Genomic DNA, 17,251 nt, shown 5'->3' with positions numbered 1-17,251 from the left:
CGCGCGCTCCGATTCCGCGTCCGTCCGGCGACCACCTGTGTCTCACTCGGCCTCCGTCAGCGAGTCGAAGCCGTCCCAGCAGCCACACTCCAAGTCGTCGATGCTCGTCACCTCGTCCGGGAACGAGGTGACCGGCATCCCGTCGTCGTACTGGTCGCAGTCCTCGGTGTGCAACGAGAAGTCGTCGCTGGACATGACGGGCATACCGGTCGCTACGGGGCTCCGAAGTAATAATCACACCATCCGTTTCGAGCGTCGAAACCGACCGCCGGGCTACAGCATGCCCATCTCCGAGAGGCGCTCGGGCAGGTAGGTGTCGGTCACGAAGTCCAGCCCGCGGGAGGCAAGCGCCTGCTGTTCGGCCTTCTTCCCGATGTCGAGTTGGAGCTCTATCTGCTCGGTCCAGAACTCCGTCTGGAAGCGTGGGTCCTCCAGTTCGGACTCCAAGGCGTTGACGTCCGAATCCGCCAGCGGGTCCGTCGGCAGGTCGTACTCCACGATGTCCTGCGGGCGGATGCCGACGAACTTCGCCTCGGGCGTAGCGAGGTACTCCGAGAGGTGCGCGGATTTGATGGAGCCGTAGGCGACGGAGCCGTAGATGCGGTACGACCACGGGTCGCCGTCGGTGAAGACCACGACCGGGAGGTCAAGTTCGTCGTGGAGGCGCTTGGTCAGCCGGCGGGTGGCGCGGGCGGGCTGACCGCCCAGATGGACGACGATGCAGTTGTACTCGTCGTCGAAGCCGTTCTCGACGAGGCGGTCGCGCATCCCGCCGGTCTCGACACAGAGGACGAAGTCGGCGTCGTGGTCGAGGAACTCGATGGTGTCGGGGTTGTTCGGAATCTGGTACCCCCCTTGGCCCACGTCCTCCTGACAGTGGATTTCGCGGTCGCCCCGTCTGGTCTGCTCGCGCAACAGGAGCGGCCCCATCACCTTCGCGCCGGACTCCTCCGGACGCATGTGGAAGTCCTCTCGCTTGACCTCGGAGACGATTTCCAAGTCCTCGATGAGGTTGTTGGACTCGTCTTGGGTGTTGAACTGGGCCTCCTCTAGGTCCCACGACTCCGAGAGGTAGTACAGTTCACGCAGGGTCGACGAGCGGTCCTCGTCGAGTTGCTGGCTGAGGAAGTCGATGGTGTAGACGGCCTTCAGGAGCTTCTCGGCCCCGGAGACGGTCTTGGCCGACCGCGTGGAACTCCGGTCGCCGTAGACCCACACGTCCTTGTCCTCGTCGTACTCGATGTTGGACTTCGTACGGGTCGGAATCCGCATCTTCGGCACGTCGCCTTCGGCGAACTGGTCGTAGAACTCCGCCGCGAGGTCGATGAGTCGCTCGCGGGCCTCCGCGTCGGTCGGGTCGGTGTCTGTGTCGGTACTCATGCGTTGACAGTCAGCTTCTCGTCTTCGACGCCGTCGACGGAGACGGTGAACTCCGCCTCGCCGTCGACGCTGTACTCCAGCGTTTCGGTCTCGCCGGCCCCAACCGTCGGGGTCCACTTCACGAACCACTCCCCGTCCATCTCGACGACAGTCGCGCCGTTGGTGTCCTGCGGTTCCGCGGTGACGATGTCGGTCAGTTCCACGTCGGCGTTGGTGTCGTCGTTGTTCTCGACGGTGAGGCGGACGCGGCCGTCCTCGACGGCGCGCTCGACGAGGACGTTGTTCATGATGCGGGCCAGCGAGTCGTCGATGTTCAGCTCCTCGTTGTCGGTGACCTGCGTCAGCTTCTCGGCCATCTCCGGCAGGATGGTCGCCAGCTTGTCCTGTTTCTGCCGGCGCTGTTGCATCGACCGGCGCTTGTTGAGGTAGCTCTTGAGCTCGCGGGCCGCCTCCCGGATGGCGAGCTCTATCTCGTCTTCCATCTCCGGGAGATTGGCGATGGCGTCTTTCGACTCGCTGGTAAACGGGACGTTCGTGGAGGCGACGTGGACCATCACGACGGCGGGGCCGTTCGGGATGCCAGAGCCGCCGGGCTGGTCGAGGTTGTAGTTGCGCCAGTTGATGTCCTTGACCACGTCGGTCGTGGCACAGGCCCCGCGCTGGTAGACCAGCGGGACGCGGTTGGCAAAGCGCATCACGTCGACGCTGCCCTCGCTCTCCAGTTCGCCGCCGTAGGCGATGCCGGCCTCGACGATGAACGGGTCGCCGCCGTGGACCGAGGCGTCCCGTGTCGAGGCGGCGTAGAAGTCGGCGTCGAACTCCTTTCGCAGCCCGGACTCGACCAGTTCCGCGGAGATGGGCGAGAGGCAGTCGGTCGGCGGCGCGATGATGTCCGTCTCGCGCATGGCCTCCAGCAGGTCGCTGGCCGTGTCGCGGTCGTCGGCGACCGCCGAGACGTTCGGCGGGTCGTCCGGGACCCGCTCGGCGGCGGCCCACAGCTCCTCGAGGACGTTCTCGCGGGCGGTGTCGCCGAACGTCGCGTCGCCGTGGTCCTCGGTCATGTCGGCCGCGCGGTCGACGTAGGCGCGGAACTCGTCGCGGGTCAGGCGGTGGCGGCTGTCGTCGGCCTCGCCGAACTTGTCGGCCAGTCGCCGGGCCAGTCCCTCGATGGCGGCATCGTCCTTCCGAGTGGTCGTAGCCGCGTCGACCAGCCCGTAGAGGTCGCTCGTCCGCTCGGCCGTCACGGCCGCCCACGCCGCCGCGACGGCGTTCTCCCGGACCGTCGACCCGAACGTCGCGTCGTACTCGGCCTCCACGTCGTCAGCCGTCTCGGCGACGACGGCGGCTATCTCGTGGTGGGCCACCCGGTCGCGGTCGGCGACGGCCTCGGCGACGGCCGCGGCGAAGGCGGCGGTGGCCTCGGCCCCCTTGTTCGCCACGGCGTCCTCGACGGCGGCCTCGACGTCGGCGTCGTCCTGTACCTCCGGGGGCCGCCACGCCATCCCGCGGCCGTAGTGGCGGTCGGTGAAGTTCCCGATGACGCTGTCGGCCGTCTTCCCGCCGACGCGCGTGAACTCGCCTTGGAGGAAGCCGGAGACGGAGTACGAGTCCGTCGCCTCCAGCATCTTCAGCAGCGTCCCGAGTTCGACACCGTGGGGGTGGGGCCGTATCTCCTCGGTTTCGTCGGGGAGCGCCGCGTTCTCGGCGCGCTCGAACTTCAGGGGCTCGTCCAGTCCGGGCTCGTCGAACTCGATTCGGGCGTGGGGGTTGACGACCGCCGTGTCCTTGATGTAGTCCTGCAGGCTCGACCGGGCGCGCATGTTGGCTTCCATCTCCAGTTCGATGCGCGTCCCGTGGGGGCGCTCCCACGAGGTGGTCTCGTCGACGCTGATTTCGGGTTCGTTGGTATCCGTATCGACGATGAGTTCGAAGTACTGGGCGTCGGCCCGCCCCTTCGGCCGGGAGGTGATCTTCGCGGGCTTGCCCGAGGTCAACTGCGAGTAGAGGACGGCCGCGGAGATGCCGATACCCTGCTGGCCGCGGTTCTGCTCGCGGGCGTGGAACCGCGAGCCGTACAGGAGCTTCCCGAATATCTTCGGGAGCTGTTCCTTCGTGATACCGGGGCCGTTGTCCTCGACGACGAGGCGGTAGTAGTCCCCCGCCTCCGTGATTTCGACGTAGATGTCCGGGAGGATACCGGCCTCCTCGCAGGCGTCCAGCGCGTTGTCGACGGCCTCCTTGACGGCCGTCACCAGCGCCCGGGCCTCCGAGTCGAAGCCGAGCATGTGCTTGTTCTTCTCGAAGAACTCGGCGATGGAGATGGCCCGCTGGGACTCGGCCAGCTCCTCGGCGATACCCTCGCCGTCCCCGAGTCGTGACTGATACGAGGTCATGCTACGGTAGCGTACCGCCGTCGGGGATATAAGAGATTCGCCACCGGGGTGAAAGTGAACCGGACGACGGCGAGCCGGTCGGAACGGCGTCACAGTGGCGACGCAGACGGTCTGAGACCGGGATGTCCCGCAGGACCCGGAGGGCCGGAAATGCCGCCACACGCGCGCGTGCGGGAGCTTTATACGCCCCCACCCACTAACACGATTTAGTTCCTATGTCAGGCGAGTCTGAAGAGTACGGCGCCAAGTCGATTCAGACCCTCGAAGGTCTGGAAGCCGTCCGGAAGCGGCCCGCGATGTACATCGGGTCGACGGACGCGCGGGGGTTGCACCACCTCGTCTACGAGGTGGTCGACAACGCCATCGACGAGGCGCTGGCCGGCTACTGTGACACTATCGACGTGACCATCCACGACGACGGGTCCGTCTCCGTCACCGACGACGGGCGGGGTATTCCGGTCGATACCCACGAAGAGCACGGCCGCCCCGCGGTCGAAGTGGTCATGACGGTCCTGCACGCCGGGGGGAAGTTCGACAGCAAGTCCTATCAGGTCTCCGGAGGGCTCCACGGCGTCGGGGTCAGCGTCGTCAACGCGCTCTCGAAGTGGCTCGAAGTGGAGATAAAGCGCGACGGGGCGCTCTGGCGACAGCGGTTCGACCACGGCGCGCCGGAGGCGGACCTCGAACGCGTCCGCGACCTCGAACCCGACGAGGAGACCGGGACGACGGTACAATTCTGGCCCGACGACGACATCTTCGAGACCGGCGAGTTCGTCTTCTCCACGCTCGAATCCCGCCTGCGCGAACTCGCCTTCCTCAACTCCGGGGTCGCCATCACGCTCGCCGACGAGCGCGACGACACCGCCGAGACCTTCGAGTACGAGGGCGGCATCAAGGAGTTCGTCGGCTACCTCAACGAGACCAAGGACCACCTCCACGCCGACGTCATCTACTTCGAGGACAGCGAGACGGTCCCGGAGGGGACCGTCGAAGTCGAGATCGCCATGCAGGGGACCGACGACCTGCAGGGCTCGATTCACGCCTTCGCCAACAACATCAACACCCGCGAGGGGGGCGACCACCTCACCGGGTTCAAGACGGCGCTGACGCGGGTCGTCAACGACTACGCGCAGGACAACGGCCTCCTGAAGGACATCGACGGCACCCTCAAGGGCGAGGACATCCGCGAGGGGCTGACCGCCGTCATCTCCATCAAACACCCCGACCCGCAGTTCGAGGGCCAGACCAAGACGAAACTGGGCAACAGCGAGGTCCGGGGCGTCGTCGAGTCCGCGATGCACGACGGGCTGGACACGTACTTCGAGGAGAACCCCGACACCGCCGAGTCCATCGTCGGCAAGGCCGTCGAGGCCGCGAAGGCCCGGAAGGCCGCGAAGAAGGCCGAGGAGCTGACCCGCCGGAAGTCCGCGCTCGACTCGACGGCGCTGCCCGGAAAGCTCGCGGACTGCCAGACCAGAGAGCCCGAGGACGCCGAGCTGTTCATCGTCGAGGGCGACTCCGCCGGCGGCTCGGCCAAGCAGGGCCGCAACCCCGAGTTTCAGGCCATCCTCCCCATCAAGGGGAAGATTCTGAACGTCGAGAAACACCGGCTCGACCGCATCCTCGAAAACGACGAGATTCGGAACCTCATCACGGCGCTTGGCACCGGTATCGGCGACGAGTTCGACCTCGACGACCTCCGCTACGAGAAGATAATCATGATGACCGACGCCGACGTCGACGGAGCCCACATCCGGACGCTCCTGTTGACGCTGCTCTACCGGCACATGCGCCCGCTCATCGAGGCCGGCCACGTCTACGCGTCCCAGCCGCCGCTGTACCGCGTGCGCTACCGCGGCGAGACCTACGACGCCATGACGGAGGACGAACGGGACCGCATCGTCGAGGAGAAGTGCGACGGCAACCCCACGCAGGTCCAGCGGTTCAAGGGACTCGGTGAGATGAACCCCGGACAGCTGTGGGAGACGACGATGGACCCCGAGAACCGCATCCTCAAGCAGATAACCGTCGAGGACGCGGCCGCTGCCGACAAGATGTTCAACGTCCTCATGGGCGACGCCGTCGAACCGCGCAAGGAGTTCATCAAGGAACACTCCCCGGAAGCGGAGTGGGTCGACATATGAGTTCGGACGTGCCAGAGGACGGCGGTCCCGCACAGCGCGTGAAACACGTCCGCATCGAGGACGAGATGGAGCAGTCCTACATCGACTACGCGATGTCGGTCATCGCGGGCCGGGCGCTCCCGGACGTGCGCGACGGGATGAAGCCGGTCCACCGGCGCATCCTCTACGCGATGCACGAGATGGGCGTCACCGCCGGCTCCAGCCACCGGAAGTCCTCCTCCATCGTCGGCGAGACGATGGGTGACTACCACCCCCACGGCGACTCGGCCATCTACGACACGCTCGTCCGGATGGCACAGGACTTCTCGATGCGGTACCCGCTGGTCGACGGACAGGGGAACTTCGGCTCGATGGACGGCGACCCCGCGGCGGCGATGCGGTACACGGAGGCCCGGATGGCCCCCATCACCGAGGACCTGCTGGCCGACATCGAGAAAGACACCGTCGACTTCTCCAGCAACTACGACGACCGGCTACAGGAGCCCGACGTGTTGCCCGCGAAGCTCCCGAACCTGCTTCTCAACGGCTCGTCGGGCATCGCCGTCGGGATGTCGACCAACATCCCGCCGCACAACCTCGGCGAACTCGTCGACGCGACGGTCCACCTCATCGACAACCCCGACTGCACCGTCGAGGACCTGATGGACCACGTCGCCGGCCCCGACTTCCCGACCGGCGGCAACATCGTCGGCCGGGACGCCATCTACTCGGCGTACTCGACGGGACGGGGCCGCCTCCGGGTGCGCGCCGAGTACGAGGTCGACCGGGAGGCCGGCCGCATCGTCGTCACGGAACTGCCCTATCAGGCGAACAAGGCCCGCATCGTCGAGCGCATCGCCGACGACGTCAACGACGGCGAGATAGAGGGCATCGCGGACCTGCGCGACGAGTCCGACCGCAACGGCGTCCGCATCGTCGTCGACCTCAAGCGGGGCGCGAACGTCGACGTGGTCGAGAACCGCCTGCTGGACCACCACCTCGAATCGACGTTCGGCGTCATCAACCTCGCGCTGGTCGACGGCCAACCGAAGGTCCTCTCGCTGAAAGAGACCCTGCAACACTACGTCGAGCACCGCCGCGAGGTCGTCCGCCGGCGCTCGGAACACGACCTCGCCGAGGCCGAGGACCGCGCCCACATCCTCGAAGGCCGGCTGAAGGCCCTAGAGAACGTCGAGGACGTGGTCGAACTCATCCGCAACAGCGAGGACCGCGACGCCGCCCGCAGCGGACTGCAGGAGCGACTCGACTTCTCGGCGGACCAAGCGGCCCACATCGTCCGGATGCAACTCGGTTCGCTCACCTCGATGGAGTCCGCCGAGATAGAGGACGAGTACGCGGACGTACAGGAGACCATCGAGTACCTCCGGTCGGTGCTCGACAGCGCCGAGAAACTCGACGGCGTCATCAAGGACGAACTCCGCGAGATGAAAGCCGAATACGACGACGAGCGCCGCACCGCCATCGTCGAGGACGAGGGCGAGGTCACCCACGAGGACCTCATCCCCGAACAGGACTGCGTCGTCGTCGTCACCGAGGACGACTACATCAAGCGGATGGCCGTCGATGCCTTCGACCCGCAGAACCGCGGCGGGAAGGGCATCATCGGCGCGGACCCCAAGGAGGGCGACCGCGTCTCGAAGGTTTTCCGAGCCAACAGCCACGACTACCTCCTGTGTTTCACCAACCGCGGGCAGGTCTACCGGCTGAAGACCTACGAGATACCGGAGATGTCCCGCACCGCCCGTGGGAAGTCGGCCATCAACCTCATCGACTTGGACGACGGCGAGGAGATAACCGCGGTGGTCTCCACCGACGAGTTCGAGACCGACGAGTGCATCACGATGGTCACCCGGAACGGCTACGTCAAGCGGACCTGCTGTGACCAGTTCGAGAACATCCTCTCGACGGGCATCCGGGCCGCCAGCCTCGAAGACGGCGATGCCCTCGTCGACGTGGAGGTCACCGACGGCGAGGGCGACCTCGTCATCGCCACCGAGGAGGGGATGACCATCCGCTTCGACGAGAACGAGGTCAGTGAGATGGGGCGGTCGGCCCGCGGCGTCAACGGCATCAAACTGCAGGGCGACGACAGGGTGGCCGCGATGGTCGCCACCGACGACGCCGACGAGCGCTCGCTGCTGACCGTCACCGAACACGGCTTCGGCAAGCGGACGAAACTCGACGAGTACCGCACCCAATCGCGCTACGGCAAAGGACTCATCGACATCAAGACCGACGAGCGCAACGGTCGCGTCCGGACGGCCAAGGCCGTCACCGACGCCGACCACCTCGTCATCATGTCCGAGGACGGCCAGATAATGCGCATCCGGGCCGGCGACATCTCGCAGGTCGGTCGGAACACGAAGGGCGTCACCATCATGGAACTCGAAGCCGGCGACCGCGTGGCGAGCGTGACGGTCGTGCCCGCGGGCGAGTAAGCGAAGCGAGCGACTTTTTCGCCCACGTTTTCGCGGCGAGTGATGAAACGAGCGTCCTATAGAATCTTCTTTCCGAGGGCGCTGGCGGCCAGTTCGCAGGCCAGTTCCGCCGTCCGGTTGTGGTCGTCGAGGATGGGGTTGACCTCGACGAGTTCCAGCGACCGCAGCGAGTCGGTTCGCTGGGCCACCCGCTCCATCGAGACGTGGGCCTCGCGGTAGGAGACCCCGCCCCGGACGGGGGTCCCGACGCCGGGCGCTTCGGTCGGGTCCAGCCAGTCGAGGTCGAGCGAGACGTGGACGCCGTCGGTGCCGTCCGTGGCGACGTCCAGCGCCTCCTCGACGACGGCCGGCGTACTCCGGCCGTCGAGGTCCGACATGGTGTACGCGGTCGCCTCGCTCTCCCGTATCAGCGCCCGTTCCTCGTCGTCGACGTTCCGGAGGCCGACGATGGCGACGTTCTCCTCGTTGACGGCGTGGGCGTGGGCCCACTCGCGGTCGGCGAACGCGCCCTTGCCGAGGATGGCCGCGAGCGACATCCCGTGGATGTTCCCGCTGGGCGTCGTCGTCGGGGTGTTGAAGTCGCCGTGGGCGTCGAACCAGACGACGCCGATGTCCTCGGTGTCGGCCGCCGCACCGTTGACTGTCCCGATGGCGATGGAGTGGTCCCCGCCCAGCAGGAGCGGGAACTCGCCGTCGGCGCGGGTCGCCTCGACGGCGGTGGTCACGTCCTCACAGACCTCCCGCGTCTCGCGGAAGAACTTGGCTCGCCCGGTCGGGACACCCGGCGCGTCCGGGTCCCGCTCCTCGGGCCGCGGGACGGCGATGTCGCCACCGTCGGTACAGCCGAGGCCGAGCGATTCGAGTTCGGCGGCGAGGCCGCCGTATCTGATGGCGGACGGCCCCATATCGACGCCGCGCCTGTCGGCCCCGAGGTCCATCGGCACCCCGAGGACGCGCACGCTTCGGTCCATAGCCGTCCTTCACGGTCGGAGGTATAAAGGCCGGTGACACGGGAAGCGTGTCAGAGCGGGGAGAAACGTCCGACGGTGCGCCTCAGGTGTACTGCCGGCAGACCCGCTCGATACCCTCCTCGAAGGATATCTCGGGCTCCCAGCCGGTCGCCTCGCGCATCTTCTCGTAGTCCGCGCAGGTGTCGTGGACGTAGACGTCCTCGGGGATGGGGTTCTCGACGTACTCCGGTTCGACGGCGGTGCCTATCTCCTCGTTTATCATCTCGACGACGGTGTCGAAGTCGTAGGCCTCGCCGGTCCCGAGGTTGTAGACGCCGTCGAGTTCGTGTTCGGCGGCCAGTATCAGCCCGCGCACGATGTCCGAGACGTGGGTGAAATCGCGGGTCTGGGAGCCGTCGCCGTAGAGCTTCGGGGCCTCGCCGTTGGCGATGTCGTCGGCGAACTGGGCGATGACGTTGGCGTACTCGCCCTTGTGTTCCTCCGCGCCGCCGTAGCCCTGATACACCGAGAAAAAGCGCATGCCCGCGAGCGTGAGGTCGTAGTGGTTGCCGAAGTACTCGGCGTAGGTCTCGCGGGCCATCTTCGAGGCCTCGTAGCCGGTGTTGACCGTGACCGACATGTCCTCTGGGGAGGGGTCGGTTCGGCTCCCGTAGATGGAGGAGGTGGAGGCGTAGACGACGGTGTCACAGCCGTCGTCGCGGGCCTGCTCGACGACGTTCACGAACCCCTCGACGTTGACGCGTGCGCCGTGGGTCGGGTCGTCCTCGTGCATCGCGTACGACGAGAGGGCGGCGAGGTGAAAGACGACGTCTACGTCGGTCGGCAGGTCGTCCGCGACGACGCTGCGCTCGACGTACTCCACTGCGTCGTCGACGTTCTCTGGGGTGCCGAGGTAGCCGTCGTCGACGGCGACCACGTCGTTGTCCGCTGCCAGCGCGTTCGCCAAGTTCGACCCGATGAACCCGCCACCGCCGGTGACGAGCACACGCTTATTTTCCATGCCTATATCGTGAAACTCAGGGTTGAAATCGCTATCGGTTCACGCCGACGACGACCCGACGACGGCGGGCGGACGCGACGTACACCACCGTCGGGTTTAAGGGCGGCTATGCCGAACGACCCATTATGTCATCAATCGAACTGACACCGAGTCAGAAGAACATTCTGCAAGAACTGGTAAATTTGTACCGTGAAAGTGAAAGTGCGGTCAAAGGCGAGGACATCGCTCAGAAGGTCGACCGAAATCCGGGGACCATCCGCAACCAGATGCAGAGCCTGAAAGCGCTCCAGTTGGTCGAAGGCGTCCCCGGTCCGAAGGGCGGGTACAAGCCGACGGCGACGGCCTACGACGCACTCCAGATTCAGGACATGGACCAAGCCGCCGAGGTCCCGCTTCGCCACAACGGGGAACTCGTCGAACACGCCAACGTCGAGGAGATAGACCTGACGAGCGTCCACCACCCCGAGGAGTGTCGCGCGGAGATACAGCTCCAAGGCACCATCTCCACGTTCCACGAGGGCGACTCGGTCACCGTCGGGCCGACGCCGCTCTCGAAGCTCCAGATAATCGGGACGCTGGAGGGGAAAGACGACACCAACAACAAGCTCATCCTCACTATCGACGACATGCGGGCGCCCGCCGGCGAGCCCGAACACTGACTCGCCGGCTCTCGACCCTCTTCTCCGCCGTCGCCGGTTCGAATCCTCCACGAACGTTCGGCCACGACACGATATCCTGCGGCGGATTTCAAAGCCTTTGTATCACCCGACGACCGACCGGACGGTATGACAGAGAACGTGGTGGTGCTTGGCGCAGGCTACGCGGGTGCCGGCGCTATCAACAGTCTCGAGGCGGAACTGAACGGCGAGGCCGACGTGACGTGGGTCTCTGACACCGACTACCATCTCGTCCTCCACGAGTCCCATCGCTGCATCCGCGACCCTGCCGTCCAGCAGAAGATCACTATCCCCGTCCACGAGATAAAGGAGCCGACCACCCAGTTCGTCCACGACGAGGTCGTCGGCGTCGACACGGACGACCGCACGGTCGAACTCGAATCCGGCGACCCCATCGACTACGACTACCTGCTGGTCGCGCTTGGCTCCCAGACCGCCTTCTTCGGTATCGACGGCCTCGAAGAGTACGCCCACACCCTCAAGAGCCTCGACGACGCCCTCGACATCCACGACGACATCCAAGCCGCCGCCCGCGACGCCTCCCGGTCCGACCCCGCACAGGTCGTCATCGGCGGTGCCGGCCTCTCCGGCATCCAGACCGCCGGCGAAGTCGCCGAGTTCCGCGACGAACACCGCGCCCCCATCGACATCCACCTCGTCGAAGGGCTGGACAACGTCCTCCCCAACAGCGACCCCGAACTGCAGGGCGCGCTCCGCAAGCGCCTCGAAGCCCGCGACGTGAACATCGAATGCGGCGAGTTCATCGGCGAAGTCGACGCCGAAACCGTCTACGTCGGCGACGACGAGGAACTCGACTACGACGTCCTCGTCTGGACCGGCGGCATCACCGGCCGCGACTGCATCGCCGACGTCGACCTCGAGAAGGACGAGCGCAACCACCGCATCCACGCGGAAGGGAACTTCCAGACCGACGACGACCGCGTCTTCGCCATCGGCGACTCCGCGCTCATCGACCAGCCCGGCGACCAGCCCGCCCCGCCCACCGCACAGGCCGCGTGGCAGGCCGCCGAGGTCGCCGGCGAGAACCTCGCTCGCTCCGTCCGGGGCCAGCCCCTCCAGACGTGGACCCACAAGGACAAGGGCACGGTCGTCTCCGTCGGCGAGAAGGCCGTCGCCCACGACGTGATGAACGTTCCCATCGACACCTTCGGCGGCCTCCCCGCCAAGCTCCTCAAGAAAGGCATCGCCGCCCGCTGGATTGCCGACGTCACCGGCGTCGGCCGCGCCGTCAAGGCGTGGCCCGACATGTGAGCGCGGTGGAAACCGTCGACCGCGGCCCGCTCGGGCGGCCGAACCGCTCGTAGAACGGCGCTCCTCTCGACTGCGCTGTGCCGCCCGCGGAGTCCATCGCCGCGAGGTCGGTGTCAGTTCGAGTCGTCGTCGGTCATCCGGAGGAGAATCCGGCAGTTGTCTACCAGACTCTGTGGAATCTCGTCGGTGGAATCTAGCAGCGTGTTCACGACGAACGCCGCCTCGTCGAAGTGCGGGCCGCGCTGGACGCAGAACGGCTCGCGTTCCCATCGGACGTACCCCGCGCCGGCGAGCATCGGGAGGTGGTGGTGGTGCAACTGGACGCGCAGCCGCTCGGCGTCTATCGCCTGATTCGGCGACTCGGCGGCGTCGGGCAGCGGGAGCCGGCACTCTCGGGGTTCGTCTGCCAGCGAGATGAGTACCATCCGACGCGGCTCCGCCGAAAGCGCGTCGTACAGTTGGTCCCACCGGCCAGCCCAGTCCCCGTCCCCCGAAGGGCCAATAGACATGTACTCTCAAACAAACGTTGCGAACTTAAGTACTACTGCTAGACACCGGTCCGGGCCGGGACGCGGCGCGCGAGCCGTGCCGGACGGCGCACCGGCGAAGGGTAGAGGCCTCGCGGCGTCCCGGGACCGTCGGGGCGGCGCTCACCGCTCTATCGAGAGGCCGGCGTGCCAGCGGTCGGCGTCGCTCTCGGCGACGGCGGCGTCCATCCGGTCGAGATACGTCGCCGCGAGACTCGCGCAGTCGGCCGCCCTGCGCTCGCCCTCGGTCCGGAACTCGCCGGTCTCGCGGTTGGCGTAGACGGTACAGACCGCGCCGGCCCGAAGCCCGTAGAGGCCCGCGAGCGTCAGGACGGCAGCGGCCTCCATCTCGAAGTTGACGACGCCGGCCTCGCGGAGTTCGGCGAGTCGCTCGCCGCTCCCGCGGGCCTCGAACCCGCCAAAGCCCGGCCGGGACTGGCCGGCATAGAAGCTGTCCGTCGAGCAGGTGACGCCGAGGTGATAGTCGTAGCCCAGTTCCTCGGCGGCGGCGACCAGCGCCGAGACGACCCGGTGGTCGGCGCTGGCCGGGTAGTCCTCGCGGACGTACTCGCCGCTGGTCCCCTCCTGCCTGACCGCGCCGGTCGTGATGACGAGGTCGCCGACGGCGGCGGCCTCGGTGATGGCCCCACAGGAGCCGACCCGGACGAGCGTCTCCGCGCCGACGCGGGCGAGTTCCTCGACGGCGATGGCCGCCGACGGCGACCCGATGCCGGTCGAGGTGACCGACAGCGGCGTCCCCTCGTGGCGGCCGGTCGCCGTGCGGTACTCGCGGTGGTCGCCGACGAGGGCGTGGTCGTCCCACCCCGTGACTATCGTCTCGACGCGGTCGGGGTCGCCCGGGAGCAGGACGGTCTCGGCCACGTCGTCGTCCTCGACTTCGAGGTGGTACTGCTCGCCGTCGTTCGGGTCCTCGCTGTCGCCGGTCATCGGTCGAGATGCGACTGCGTGATGGTCTCGGGCAGCAGTTCCCCCAGCGTGTGCGTCCGGCCCGCGTCGCCGTCGGTGCGAATCTCGAGGTCGTCGCCGCAGAACTCGGCCAGCGTCTGCCGGCACATCCCGCAGGGGGTGACGCCGTCGCGGGCCGCCGAGGAGACGGCGAGGCGCTCGAACTCGCGGTGGCCGTCGTCGACGGCCTTCCCGACGGCGAGTTCCTCGGCGTGGAGGCTGTTGCTGTAGTTCGCGTTCTCGACGTTACAGCCAGTGTACACCGTTCCGTCGGCCGTCTCGATGGCCGCGCCGACGCGGTACTCGGAGTAGGGCGCGTACGACCGAGCGACCGCGTCGCGGGCCGCTTCGAGGAGGTCGTCCATGCCCGTTGCTCGGCGGGCGGCGAGAAATAAGCACCGGGACTACGTCCGGTCCGCGACGGCGTCCTCGACCACCGAGACGACCCGACCGACGAGGTCGTCGACGGCTTCGCTCTCGGCGTAGACGCGGACGTACGGCTCCGTCCCACTGGGCCGGACCAGCGTCCACGCGCCGTCCGCGAAGGCGAGGCGGACGCCGTACTCCGTCTCGACCGCGGCGTCGGGGAACCGCTTCGGCAGGGCGGTTTCGAGGCGGTCCATCACCGCGGCCTTGGCGTCGTCGGGGCAGTCGACGCTGACCTTCCGGTAGGGCCGCTCGGTGACGGCCTCGCGGCGCTTGGCCAAGGGCTCGGCGGCGACCAGCCGCGTCACCACGGCGGCGCTGGCGACGGCGTCTATCCAGCCGCCGAGACCGGGGTGGACGTGTTTCCACGGCTCGGCCGCGAAGACGACTTCGGTCCCGGGGCCGGCGCGCTCGCGTTCGCGGGCGATGCCCTCGTGGAGCGCGCCGAGCGCGACCCGCTCGACGCGGCCCCCGGCTGCCGCGACCCGCTCGTCGATGCGCCCGGAGGCGTTGGGCGTGGTCACGACCACCGGGTCCGCGGCGTCGGCCGCGGCGGTGTAGTGTTCGGCGAGGACGGCGACGACAGTGTCCTCGTGAACAACCTCGCCGTCGCTGTCGACGACGACGACCCGGTCGCCGTCGCCGTCGTGGGCGAACCCGACTTCTGCGTCCGTCGCCGCGACGAACGACCGGAACTCCGTCAGCGTCTCCGGCGTGGGCTTGCTCTCCCGGGCCGGGAAGTAGCCGTCGACGTTGGCCTCGACGGCCCGGACCGACGCCCCGAGCGCGCGCAGGACCTGCGGCGTCGCCCACCCGGCCATCCCGTTCCCACAGCCGACGGCGACGGTTACGCCGTCCGGGGCCGCGCCGTGGCCGTCGGCGTAGGCCACGACGGCCGCCCGGTAGTCGGACAGGCGGTCGGCCGACTCGGTCGACGCCCAGCGGTTCCACTCGGCGGGGCCGTCCGCGTCGGCGACCCGCGACGCGATACGGGCTTCGGCCTCGCCGTCGTACTCCTCGCCGTCGGCGAACAGTTTGATGCCGTTGTCCGCCGGCGGATTGTGGCTGGCGGTCACCATCACGCCGCGGCGACCGCGGGAGGCAAACGCCAGCGCGGGCGTGGGGACGCGGCCGAGGCGGACGACGCGAGCGCCGGCGCTCTGGAGGCCGGCGGCCAGCGCGTCGGCCAGCGCCGGTCCGGTCACGCGCCCGTCGTAGCCGAGCGCGAACTCCTCGCCATCCCGGCCGGCGGCCTGTCCGACCCGGAGCGCGAGGGTCGGCGTCACCGCGTCGTCGACCGGGCCGCGGATGCCGGCGGTCCCGAACAGAGTCATGCGTGTGGGTCGGTCGGGGCGCGGTTTAGTAGTCCCGTTCGCGGTCGGTCCCGGGAGACCGGACTACAGCAGGTCGTCGAAGTCGTGACCCTCGATGTCGACGCCGTCGCTCGTCACGTCGGCGAGGTAGATACCGTTGCCCGACCCGGTGTCGCGCTCGGCGGCGGCCTTGATGGCGGCGGCGGCGACCTCGCGGGCCTCGGCGTTGGTCATGTCGTCCTCGTAGCGGTCCTCCAAGGTCCCATAGGCGACGGTCAGGCCGGAGCCGGTGACGGTGTAGTCGTCTTTCATCACGCCGCCGGCGGGGTCGATGGAGTAGACGTGGTGGCCGTCCTCGTCGACGCCGCCGAGGATGGGATTGATGGCGAAGAAGGGACCGCCGCGGGCGAAGTTACCCGCCAGCGTCGAGAGGGCCTGCATCGTCATGTCCTCGTCGCGCCGGGCCTCGTAGAGGTTCACCTCGGCCCGCAGCGAGCGGATGAACGACTGCGCGCCGCCGACGCTGCCGACGAGGGTCAGCGCGGCCGTCGGGTGTATCTGCTCGACCTTCTGGACGTTCTTGTTGGAGACGAAGCGGCCGCCCAGCGAGGCGCGCATGTCGGTGGCGACGACGACGCCCTCGCTCGTGGCGATGCCGATGGTGGTCGTACCCGTCTTGTTGACCGTCTCCTCGTCGCGGGCGGACTGTTCGGGGAGCGAGCCGACTTCGGGCTCGTAGGGGTCAGTCTGGAACTCCGCGGCCGTCGGGGGCCGCTGGTGCTGCGAGACGTCGGGTCCAGAGATGTCGTGGGGCATTACCGCCCGATACCAGTCCGGCGCTGATAAAACCTCTTCTTGTGACGGACCGTCCCTGTCAGGCGCTCGCCCGCTCGTAGGCGTCGCCGAGTCGGTCGACTGCTCGGTCGACGGGGAGTGTCACGCCGAGGCGCTCGGTCACGACCGCGACCGGGAGCAACACGATACCGAACACCAAGGCGAGTTGGTACAGCGCGAGCACAGCGAGTGCGTACAGTTGGGATTCCATCGTCCCTCGGTGCGTCTCAGCGTGAGAGTGATACATAAGCTTTTCCACCGGCCGCCAAAAGAGACACGGCCGCAGTCTTGCGGTTTCGTCGTGACGCCCGATGCGATGCCGTCGACACGGCACGGGGTCGTTCGTCGGCGTAACTGGGCCGTTGGCCTGCTCGGGCGTTCGCATAACTTATGCCGATATTTGCGGTGACGTGCGCGCCGTCCGGAATCAAAACTATGGAGTACTCGGGGGTCGAGCGTACGAGTATGAACTACCTCGTGGCGATGGAAGCGGCCTGGTTGGTTCGTGACGTAGAGGACATCGACGACGCCATCGGCGTCGCGGTGAGCGAGGCGGGCAAGCGACTCAACGAGTCCGACATGGACTACGTCGAGGTCGAGGTCGGCGCGACTGGGTGTCCGGCCTGCGGTGAGCCGTTCGACTCGGCGTTCATCGCCGCCGACACCGCGTTGGTCGGGCTCGTCTTGGAGATGGAAGTGTTCAACGCGGAGTCGGTCGAGCACGCACAGCGCATCGCCAAGAGCGAAATCGGCGGGGCGCTGCGGGACGTGCCGCTGAAGGTCGTCGAGGCTTTCGAAACCGAGGAGAGCGACGACGAGGCCGAGGCCGAGGCCTGACCGAACAGGGGTCCGAACGGCCACGCCGCAGGCGGAGCCGGTGGGTTTTTGTATTACCTTTGGTTATACAGCG

At 67.5% G+C, this 17,251-nt stretch carries 16 protein-coding genes; 5 read left to right on the top strand and 11 right to left on the bottom strand.

Translation table 11 applies throughout. From position 1 onward, the window contains the following. Positions 1-42 precede the first annotated feature (42 nt). The 3 genes from ACV7JO_RS04830 to ACV7JO_RS04820 form a co-directional block, all read right to left on the bottom strand. Entirely contained in the window at positions 43-204 is a 162-nt protein-coding gene (locus ACV7JO_RS04830; protein ID WP_470355212.1) for a hypothetical protein, read from the bottom strand. A gap of 69 nt (positions 205-273) precedes the next feature. Then, the gene (locus tag ACV7JO_RS04825; protein WP_470355211.1) at positions 274-1,380 is read right to left on the bottom strand and encodes a DNA topoisomerase IV subunit A; all 1,107 of its coding nucleotides are present in this window, start codon (positions 1,378-1,380) and stop codon (positions 274-276) included. Further along, complete coding sequence (locus ACV7JO_RS04820) at positions 1,377-3,773, bottom strand: DNA topoisomerase VI subunit B (protein ID WP_470355210.1); 2,397 nt, start codon at positions 3,771-3,773, stop codon at positions 1,377-1,379. The genes ACV7JO_RS04825 and ACV7JO_RS04820 overlap by 4 nt, the downstream gene beginning before the upstream one ends. Positions 3,774-3,988: 215 nt before the next feature. Here ACV7JO_RS04820 and gyrB point away from each other — a divergent pair, with 215 nt between their 5' ends. Beyond that, positions 3,989-5,917 carry a DNA topoisomerase (ATP-hydrolyzing) subunit B gene (gene gyrB, locus ACV7JO_RS04815; RefSeq protein ID WP_470355209.1) on the top strand — a complete coding sequence of 643 codons (1,929 nt, stop codon included), beginning with the start codon at positions 3,989-3,991 and terminating at the stop codon, positions 5,915-5,917. Then, positions 5,914-8,355 (top strand): DNA gyrase subunit A, encoded by a 2,442-nt coding sequence (gene gyrA / locus ACV7JO_RS04810; RefSeq protein ID WP_470355208.1) that lies wholly within the window; start codon positions 5,914-5,916, stop codon positions 8,353-8,355. Before gyrB ends, gyrA begins: the two co-directional genes overlap by 4 nt. Before the next feature lie 56 nt (positions 8,356-8,411). Here the strand turns inward: gyrA and rocF are convergent, their stop codons facing one another. Next, positions 8,412-9,326, bottom strand: coding sequence for an arginase (rocF, locus tag ACV7JO_RS04805; RefSeq protein ID WP_470355207.1), 915 nt, complete (start codon positions 9,324-9,326; stop codon positions 8,412-8,414). An 82-nt stretch (positions 9,327-9,408) separates the two neighbouring features. Then, positions 9,409-10,326: an NAD-dependent epimerase/dehydratase family protein gene (locus tag ACV7JO_RS04800; RefSeq protein WP_470355206.1), complete on the bottom strand. Its 918-nt coding sequence runs from the start codon at positions 10,324-10,326 to the stop codon at positions 9,409-9,411. 125 nt (positions 10,327-10,451) lie between these two features. Here ACV7JO_RS04800 and ACV7JO_RS04795 point away from each other — a divergent pair, with 125 nt between their 5' ends. Continuing rightward, positions 10,452-10,985, top strand: a complete 534-nt coding sequence (locus ACV7JO_RS04795; RefSeq protein WP_470355205.1) for an HTH domain-containing protein — start codon at positions 10,452-10,454, stop codon at positions 10,983-10,985. A gap of 126 nt (positions 10,986-11,111) precedes the next feature. Next, positions 11,112-12,275, top strand: a complete 1,164-nt coding sequence (locus ACV7JO_RS04790; RefSeq protein ID WP_470355204.1) for an NAD(P)/FAD-dependent oxidoreductase — start codon at positions 11,112-11,114, stop codon at positions 12,273-12,275. A gap of 113 nt (positions 12,276-12,388) precedes the next feature. Here the strand turns inward: ACV7JO_RS04790 and ACV7JO_RS04785 are convergent, their stop codons facing one another. From ACV7JO_RS04785 to ACV7JO_RS04760, 6 genes are all read right to left on the bottom strand, one after another. Beyond that, positions 12,389-12,784 (bottom strand): DUF7344 domain-containing protein, encoded by a 396-nt coding sequence (locus tag ACV7JO_RS04785; RefSeq protein WP_470355203.1) that lies wholly within the window; start codon positions 12,782-12,784, stop codon positions 12,389-12,391. A 141-nt stretch (positions 12,785-12,925) separates the two neighbouring features. Continuing rightward, positions 12,926-13,750 carry a nucleoside phosphorylase gene (locus ACV7JO_RS04780; protein WP_470355202.1) on the bottom strand — a complete coding sequence of 275 codons (825 nt, stop codon included), beginning with the start codon at positions 13,748-13,750 and terminating at the stop codon, positions 12,926-12,928. Next, positions 13,747-14,133, bottom strand: a complete 387-nt coding sequence (gene cdd / locus ACV7JO_RS04775) for a cytidine deaminase (protein WP_470355201.1) — start codon at positions 14,131-14,133, stop codon at positions 13,747-13,749. The genes ACV7JO_RS04780 and cdd overlap by 4 nt, the downstream gene beginning before the upstream one ends. A gap of 39 nt (positions 14,134-14,172) precedes the next feature. After that, the gene (locus ACV7JO_RS04770; RefSeq protein ID WP_470355200.1) at positions 14,173-15,528 is read right to left on the bottom strand and encodes a phosphohexomutase domain-containing protein; all 1,356 of its coding nucleotides are present in this window, start codon (positions 15,526-15,528) and stop codon (positions 14,173-14,175) included. A gap of 63 nt (positions 15,529-15,591) precedes the next feature. Then, complete coding sequence (gene psmB, locus ACV7JO_RS04765; RefSeq protein WP_470355199.1) at positions 15,592-16,323, bottom strand: archaeal proteasome endopeptidase complex subunit beta; 732 nt, start codon at positions 16,321-16,323, stop codon at positions 15,592-15,594. 58 nt (positions 16,324-16,381) lie between these two features. After that, positions 16,382-16,552, bottom strand: a complete 171-nt coding sequence (locus ACV7JO_RS04760; protein ID WP_470355198.1) for a hypothetical protein — start codon at positions 16,550-16,552, stop codon at positions 16,382-16,384. Between the two features lie 254 nt (positions 16,553-16,806). Between ACV7JO_RS04760 and ACV7JO_RS04755 the strand changes: the two genes are divergently transcribed. After that, positions 16,807-17,178, top strand: coding sequence for a DUF555 domain-containing protein (locus ACV7JO_RS04755; RefSeq protein WP_470355753.1), 372 nt, complete (start codon positions 16,807-16,809; stop codon positions 17,176-17,178). Positions 17,179-17,251 lie beyond the last annotated feature (73 nt).

The sequence above is a fragment of the Haloarcula sp. MBLA0138 genome, from assembly GCF_055632455.1.
The sequence above is the reverse complement of the archived record's forward strand: the minus strand, read 5'-3'. Positions and strand labels throughout refer to the sequence as shown.